The 8,162-nt window shown below is 67.5% G+C and carries 5 protein-coding genes and 1 pseudogene; all 6 read left to right on the top strand.

Annotation, left to right across the window (positions count from 1 at the left end):
- Positions 1 to 174: 174 nt before the first annotated feature.
- Entirely contained in the window at positions 175 to 1,647 is a 1,473-nt protein-coding gene (locus tag AC36XV_RS07200) for a pyridoxal phosphate-dependent decarboxylase family protein (protein ID WP_492203000.1), read from the top strand.
- A gap of 131 nt (positions 1,648 to 1,778) precedes the next feature.
- Positions 1,779 to 3,107 (top strand): MFS transporter, encoded by a 1,329-nt coding sequence (locus AC36XV_RS07195; protein WP_492202999.1) that lies wholly within the window; start codon positions 1,779 to 1,781, stop codon positions 3,105 to 3,107.
- A gap of 95 nt (positions 3,108 to 3,202) precedes the next feature.
- Positions 3,203 to 4,216: a P1 family peptidase gene (locus AC36XV_RS07190; protein WP_492203001.1), complete on the top strand. Its 1,014-nt coding sequence runs from the start codon at positions 3,203 to 3,205 to the stop codon at positions 4,214 to 4,216.
- A gap of 7 nt (positions 4,217 to 4,223) precedes the next feature.
- A complete protein-coding gene (locus tag AC36XV_RS07185) occupies positions 4,224 to 5,630 on the top strand; it encodes a sodium:solute symporter family protein (RefSeq protein ID WP_492202998.1) in 1,407 nt (468 codons plus the stop codon).
- A 235-nt stretch (positions 5,631 to 5,865) separates the two neighbouring features.
- The gene (locus AC36XV_RS07180; protein ID WP_492202997.1) at positions 5,866 to 6,261 is read left to right on the top strand and encodes a hypothetical protein; all 396 of its coding nucleotides are present in this window, start codon (positions 5,866 to 5,868) and stop codon (positions 6,259 to 6,261) included.
- A gap of 191 nt (positions 6,262 to 6,452) precedes the next feature.
- A pseudogene (locus AC36XV_RS07175) lies at positions 6,453 to 8,162 on the top strand (hypothetical protein); the annotation flags it as partial.

Below are 8,162 nucleotides of genomic sequence, written 5' to 3'. Positions count from 1 at the left end.
CGGAGCTGGGGCGAGCTGTGCGACCTGACCGGAACGGAGCCCGGCGACACGCCGAGGGCGGCTCCCGTGCGCCGGCTGATGGGGGCGCCCGTTCCCATGACGGGCTCGACCGGATCCTCCGATGGCCCGCCGTGCGGGACCTCCTGCGGGTGCGCGTTCGACGCCTGACCTAGCGTGTCCGGCGTAGACGGTCCGTTCCCGGGGTCCAGCCTCGACCCCGACGACTGGTCCGACGTCCAGCGGCTGGGCCACCGGCTGCTGGACGATCTCTTTGAGTATCTCGCCACCGTGCGTGGGCGCCCCGCCTGGCGCCCCCTTTCCGAAAGTGCCCGCGAGAAGCTGGTCGCGCCGGTGCCGCGCCAGCCCGAGCCTCTGGCCGACGTGCTCGACAGCGTGAAACGCGATCTCCTGCCGTACGCCACGGGCAATCTCCACCCCCGGTTCTTCGGCTGGGTGCACGGAGCGGGCACGGTCGAGGGGGCTCTGGCCGACCTGGTCGCCTCGTTCATGAACTGCAACGTCGGTGGCCGCGACCACGCCGCGGTCTACGTGGAGCGGCAGGTCGTGGCGTGGTTCGCCGACCTGTTCGGGCTCCCGGTCGGCACGTCCGGTCTGCTGGTCAGCGGCACCTCGATGGCGACGATCGTGGCCCTCGCCGTAGCGCGGGAGAGCATCGATCCGGGGATGGTTCGCAGGTCGGGGCTTCGGGCCCTGCAAGGCTCGCCGGTCGGATACGCTGCGGCCACGACCCACGTGTCGGTGCGCAAGGCATTCGAGTTGCTGGGGCTGGGCCGTGAAGGGCTCCATCCGGTTCCCACGGACGCTTCCGGCCGACTCGAGCCGACGGCCCTCGCCGACGCCATCGAGGCCGATCGGCAGGCCGGTCGGCTGCCGTTCTGTGTCGTGGGCACGGCCGGCACGGTGGGCACGGGCGCGTTCGACGACCTCGGTGCGCTCGCCGACGTGTGCGACCGTGAGCACCTGTGGCTCCACGTGGATGCCGCTTTCGGAGGCGCACTTGCGCTGAGTGACCGGCTGAGGGGGCGGCTGGAGGGAATCGAGCGCGCGGACAGCCTGGCCTTCGACCTGCACAAGTGGATGCACGTCCCCTACGATGCCGGGTGCGTCCTGATCCGGGACGCGGACCTTCATCGGGGCACGTTCTCGGCGGATCGCAACTACCTGAGCCGCTTCGAGCGTGGGACGGGCGCCGGCGATCCGTGGTTCACCGACTTCGGCCCCGAGCTGTCGCGCGGCTTTCGGGCCCTGAAGGTGTGGGTGACCCTTCGTGCGCACGGGACGGAGCGCCTTGCCCGGATGGTGGAGAAGAACTGCGACCAGGCGTCCTGGCTGGGCAGCCGCATCGAGTCGCTGGATGGCTGGATGCTCGCCGCCCCGGTGACCGCCAACATCGTCTGCTTCCGGCCCGAGCCACCGACCGGGCGCTCCATCGATCCGGATGGGCTCGTCCGTGAGATCGTGATTCGACTGCAGGAACGCGGCATCGCCGTTCCGAGCACGGTGGAAGTCGACGGGCGGTTGTGCGTGCGCTGTGCGATCGTCAACCACCGCACGCAGATGGAGGACCTGGAGATCTTGCTGGAAGGCCTCGAGCAGGCCCGGCTCTCGGTGCTTGAAGGCGCCTGAGCACGCCGGTCCCGGGTCCACCGAACCGACGCTCGACTAAGCAGGGAAGTCGCCACGATGCGGGTGTGCGGCTAACTTCGGGCTCGTTCGCGGCTCCCGCAGGGGGTCTTCCTCGCCGATCCGTGAGTGCCATGTCCTCAGACCATGCGCCGTCCGCCAGTCCGGGAGCCGGGCTGAAGCCGCCACCGCCACCGCTGTTCCGCTGGGTGGTACTGGTCGTGATCAGCCTGGCGATGTTCGGCAACTACTACGTCTACGATGCGATCAGCCCGATCGCGGATCTGCTGCGGGACCAGCTCGGCTTCTCGGACAGCCGCATCGGGACGCTGAACGCGATCTACAGCTTCCCGAACATCATCATGGTCCTGATCGGCGGGATCATCATCGACCGGATCGGGGTGAAGAAGGCCACGCTGCTGTTCGGAGCGCTCTGCTTCATCGGGGCTTCGGTCACGGCGGCGACCGGCGAGTTCGCCGTGATGGCGGCCGGGCGGCTCATCTTCGGGATCGGGGCGGAGTCGCTGATCGTTTCGGTTACGGTCGGAATCGCCCGCTGGTTCAAGGGGCGCGAGCTCAGCTTCGCCTTCGGGGTCAACCTGACGATCGCCCGGCTCGGCTCGTTCCTGGCACTCAACTCGCCCACCTGGGCTCGCCCGGCGTACGAGAACTGGCAGACGCCGCTCCTCATCACGGTCGCCTTCGCGACTTTCTGCGTGGTCGGCGCCCTGGTGTACTGGGTGCTGGAGGACCGGGCCGAGCGTCGCTACGATCTCGGCGAGGCCGGAGAGACGGACAAGGTCGAGTGGGGCGACCTGTTCAGCTTCGGGAAGTCCTACGTCTGGGTCGTGCTGCTCTGCGTCACCTTCTACTCGGCCATCTTCCCGTTCCAGACGTTCGCGATCAAGTTCTTCCAGGATGCACACGGGGTCAGCCGCGAAACGGCCGGCTTCCTGTCCAGCGTGATCACCCTGTTCTCGATGATCATGACCCCTCTGTTCGGCATCTGGGTGGACCGGGTCGGGAAGCGGTCGCTGTTCATGATGGTCGGTTCGCTGATGCTCGTTCCGGTCTACCTGATGATGGCGTATACGTCGATCGACCTGAAGGTACCGATGGCCATCATGGGGATCGCCTTCTCGCTCGTTCCGGCCGTCATGTGGCCGTCGGTGGCGTACCTGGTGGACGAGGCCAAGCTCGGGACCGCCTACGGTCTGATGACGATGATCCAGAACATCGGCCTGTTCGGGTTCAACTTCATGATCGGCAGGGCCAACGACTTCTCCGGCGCCAGCGCGACGAATCCCGGCGGATACGCGCTCGGAATGTGGATCTTCTCGATCCTCGGCTTCCTGGGCTTCTTCTTCGCCTTCATGCTTCGGCGGGCGGAGACGGGGCCGAATGCGCATGGCCTGGAGACGATCACCGTCCGATCGACCCGCGAGGCGGAAGGGCACGCGTGATCGGTCGGCCACGCGTTATCGGTCGGGCCCGCGCGATCGGTCGGGCCCGCGCGACGTCGCTGGCGGCGATTGCGGGCCTGCTCGCGATCCCGTCCATGGCCTGCGGGCAGCAGGGAGGGACGGCTCGGATGGGCTCAAGGGGCTCGATTACGGACGTGCAGGGCATCGAGGTCGGCCACCACACCCTCGTGGAGAGGCCGACCGGTTGCACGGTGATTCTGACGAGGGCCGGCGCCGTCGGAGGGGTGGATGTTCGCGGCGGAGCGCCCGGAACACGCGATACGGACCTCCTCGATCCAGTCAACACGGTGGAGGAGGTACACGGAGTCGTCCTGTCGGGCGGGAGCCTGTTCGGTCTCGACGCCGTATCGGGCGCCGTGCGATGGCTGGAGGAGAACGACACGGGTCTCGAGGCGTGGGGCACGACCATCCCGATCGTCACGGGCGCGATCCTGTTCGACCTCGGAATCGGTGACGCTTCGATTCGGCCCGGGGTGGACTGCGGATACGCGGCGGCGGCCGCCGCCACGGCGGGCCCGCCGGAGTCGGGGAGCATCGGCGCGGGGGCCGGGGCCACGGTGGGCAAGCTGGCGGGCTTCGACCACGCCATGAAGGGCGGCATCGGGACGGCGTCCATCGAGCTGCCCGGAGGGGTGGTCGTCGGTGCTATCGTCGCGGTCAACGCCGTGGGGGACGTGATCGATCCGGCCACCGGCGAGATCGTCGCCGGCGCCAGAGCCGACGACGGATCCGGGTTTGCCGATGCAAGGGTGCTGGTCCGCGGGGGCTCGGGTCTGGCCGGCGAGTCGGGCGAGAACACCACGATCGGTGTGGTGGCGACGAACGCCTCGCTCACCAAGGCGCAGGCGAACAAGCTCGCCCAGATGGCCCACGACGGTCTGGCGCGGACCGTCTATCCGGCGCACACGCCGTGGGACGGAGACACGATCTTCGCGCTCGCCACGGGCGGGATCGAAGGTGAAGCCGACCTCGTCGTGCTCGGAGCCGTGGCCGCGGATGTCGTCGCGGCGGCAATCCTGGACGCGGTTCGGTCGGCGACCGGACTCGGAGGCCTTCCCTCGGTGAGCGACCTCGCCGGATCGCGTTGACGCGACGTTGAACGCAACGCTCGCCTTCCTGCTGCTCTATTCCGCCGGGCTCGTCGTTCTCGGCCTGTGGATCGGTCGCCGGGTCCGGGAGGCCGGCACTTTCTTCGTCGCCGGGCGTCGCCTCGGCCCGGTCCTCCTCTTCTCCACCGTCCTCGCCGCCAACATCGGTGCAGGTTCCACGGTGGGCGCGGCCGGTCTCGGTTACCGGGACGGGCTTGCCGCCTGGTGGTGGGTCGGCTCGGCGGCCATCGGAACGCTCGTGCTCGGGCTGTGGATCGGTCCGAAGATCTGGCGGGTGGCCCGCGAGCACGACCTGTACACCGTGGGTGACTACCTCGAGCTCCGGTACGGTCCCTCGGTGCGGGGCATCGTGGCGGCCCTCCTGTGGCTGGCGACGCTGGCCATCCTGGCCGGGCAGCTGATCGCGTTCGCCTGGATCCTCGAGGTCGTGGCGGACGTTCCGAAGTGGGCAGGGTGCCTGATCGCCGGCGGCGTGATGACGGTCTATTTCGCCGCCGGCGGCCTACTCACTTCGGCCTGGGTCAACCTTGTACAGCTCGTGGTCCTCGTGTTCGGGTTCGCGATCGCGCTGCCCTGGGCGCTTTCGGCGGCCGGCGGGTGGGACGCGGTGGTCGCGGCGGCCCCGGCGCGGGCGGACTACTTCGACTTCCTTCGCGGGGGAGGCTCCGGTCTGGTCTACCTCGCGCTCCTCGTGCCGGCCTTCATCGTCTCGCCCGGTCTGGTCCAGAAGGTGTACGGGGCGCGCGACGAGCGCACCGTACGGTGGGGCGTCGGTCTCAGCGCGCTCGTCCTGCTCCTGTTCGCGGCGCTGCCGCCGCTGCTCGGAATCGTGGCACACGTATTCGCACCGGACCTCGGGAACCCCGAGCTGGCGCTGCCGATCGTGTTGACCATGGCTCTTCCGCCGGCTCTCGGGGCCATCGGACTCGCCGCCGTGTTCTCGGCCGAGGTCAGCTCGGCCGATGCCATCCTTTTCATGCTGTCCACGTCGCTGTCCGAGGACCTGTACAAGCGGTTCGTGAGGCCTGAGGCGAGCGACCGCCGGGTCCTCACGGTGGCCCGCCTTGCCGCCGTGTTCGGCGGAGGGTCCGCGGTCGGGCTCGCTCTCGCTCTGCCATCTGTGATCGGCGCCCTCGCCGTGTTCTACACGTTCCTCAGCGTCAGTCTCTTCGTGCCGGTCGTGGTGGGGCTCCACTCCCGACGTCCCGGAGCGCCCGAAGCGCTCTGGGCCATTGGGGCGGGCGTGGTCCTGGTCCTGGCGGGCCGCCTTGCCGCCGTCGAGGGTCTGAACGCCTCGCTGCTCACCGCGTGGGCCATCCTGTGCTCGGCGACCGTGTACATCCTCGTGTTCATGCTTCGCGAGGGACGCCGTCGGGAGCGCACCACCGAGTAGAGACCATGAGATCAGCCCCTTCGTGTTCACTTATTGCACAGATCGGGCTGCCGCGACGGCGCTTCGAACTCGAACGGACGCAGCCAATCCGCGTTGCTGTAACCGATGCTCCAAGATACGGTTACGGCGTTATCCACCCGGGTCAGGTTCGACTTGACCACGGCTGCGGCATGGTATTTGTGCCAGGTGTGTCGAGGAGAAGCATCCTTCGACCCCTCGCACAGGCAGGTAAGACGTGAAAAAGAAGGCACTCGTGATGGCCATGCTCCTCATCGTGGGAGCATGCGGCAGCGACAATCCGGCCGACCCGCTGGCCGGGTTCGAGCCCCAGGTGAACAACGCGACCGACAGCTTCCAGCTCCAAGCGACCGATGTGACCGAAGTCGGAACCGTGCTCCAGTACACGTGGGAGAATACCGGAAGCCAGGCGTCGATCGATCACTCGACGACGACCTCGGCGGGGACGGCCGCGGTCGTGATTCGAGATGCGAGCGGCACGACCGTATACGACCATGGCCTTTCGCCGAGCCTGAACGAGGATTCGGCCACCGGTGATGCGGGGAGCTGGACGATCGTGGTGACTCTGGCCGACTACACGGGCACGCTCAACTTCCGGGTGCAGAAAAAATAGGCGGAGGGGGCGGGTCGAACGAGTCCGTCGCGACTTCGCCCCCGAATCGCCCCGAGAACCAGGCCTCCCACACTTGACAGACCTTCTTTTCGGGGCCTACTTTGTTCGACAACCGAACAAAGCGGGTTCGACGGTCCGCTCCTCCGGTGGTCCGTGACGGTTGGATCCCGCACCCAACCTCGAGGCAGGCCATGACTTCGAGAATCGCGTCACGTCCGTTGGGCGTCCTCGCTGCGGCACTCTTCCTTGGAACCACGGGTTGCGAGCGGGACGTGGGCATGCTCGAGCCGGCGCCCTATCCGACAGACCCCGAGGTCTTTCTCGATGGCTTCGGGCCGGGTGTCGACTATGCGGCCTTCAGTGGATCGGTCGTCACGGCTCTGGATATCTCGTTCCTCGTCACGTACCAGGGCTCGCGGTCTCTCCAGTTCACGGTGCCGAACTTTGGCGACTCGAGGGGCAGCTTCGCCGGCGGCGCATTTACGGACGCGGGCGGGCGGGACCTGTCAGGCTACAACGCGCTCGAGTTTTGGGCCCGTTCGAGCATGCCGGCGACGCTCGGCCTCGTCGGAATCGGAAACGACAACACCGGGACGTCTCTCTACGGCGCGCAGGTCACGGATCTTCCGCTCACCACGGTCTGGGAGAGGTACGTCGTCCCCATTCCGCTCCCCGCGAAGCTGACCGTGGAAGATGGACTCTTCGAGGTCGCTGCCGGCCCCGTGGAGGGCGCAGGGTACGAGTTGTGGCTGGACGAAGTGCAGTATGTGAACGACCCGACGATCACGAATGCACGCCCGGCCATTCGAACCCAGGACGTATCCACGACGGTGGGCTCGACGGCCAGCGTCGACGGGACGGTGGTGGTGTACGACGTCGATGGACGCGAGGTGACGGTCCAGGCCTCTCCCTACTACTTCACGTTCGGTTCTTCTGATGCCTCCGTCGCCACCGTGGCCGAGGACGGAACGATCACGGTCGTGGGAAGCGGTACGGCCATCATCACCGCCACGCTGGGCTCGCTCGACGCGGACGGTTCGGTCACGGTCACCGCGGTCGAAGGTCCTTCGAGCGCGGCCCCCACTCCCACCGTCCCGGCTGACAGCGTCATTTCCCTGTTCAGCAACGCGTACACGGATGTGTTCGTGGACACGTGGTCGGCGGACTTCGACCCGGCGGAGGTCCAGGATGTCGTGATCGACGGCAGCGACACCAAGCTGTACACGAACCTGGGTTATGCCGTGGTCGAGTTCACCACCGACCAGATCGATGCCACCGACATGACGGGCTTCCACATGGACGTGTGGACGTTCGATTCCTCCGACTTCCGGATCAAGCTGGTGGACTTCGGGCCGGATGGAGAGTTCGGCGGCGGGGACGACAGCGAGTCCGAGGTGATCCTCAGCGAGAGCACGACGCCGGCGATGACCACGGGGGCCTGGAGCGTCCTGGACATCCCGCTCTCCGAGTTCGCGGGACTCGCCGGTCGGACGAATCTCGCACAGCTGATCATCTCCGGCGCCAGTTCGACCGTGTACGTGGACAACGTCTACTTCTATGAGGGCGAAGACACCGGCGAGGCGACGGAGCCCGCGGAGGCGGCGCCGACGCCGACCGTACCGGAAGCGGACGTGGTGTCGATGTTCAGCAACGCGTACACGGACGTGTTCGTGGACACGTGGTCGGCGGTGTGGGATGACGCGAACGTGGCGGACGTACAGGTCCAGGGGGATGACACGAAGCTGTACACGAACCTGGTATTCGCCGGGGTGGAGGCGACGACGACGCCGATCGACGCGTCGGCGATGACGGAGTTCCACATGGACATCTGGACGCCGGATCCGACGGATGCGCCGGCGGTGTTCCGGATCAAGCTGGTGGACTTCGGGCCGGACGGAGTG

The sequence above is a fragment of the Candidatus Benthicola sp. genome, assembly GCF_058719085.1.
Note: the sequence above shows the minus strand (reverse complement) of the source record. Positions and strands in the feature narration are given on the sequence as shown.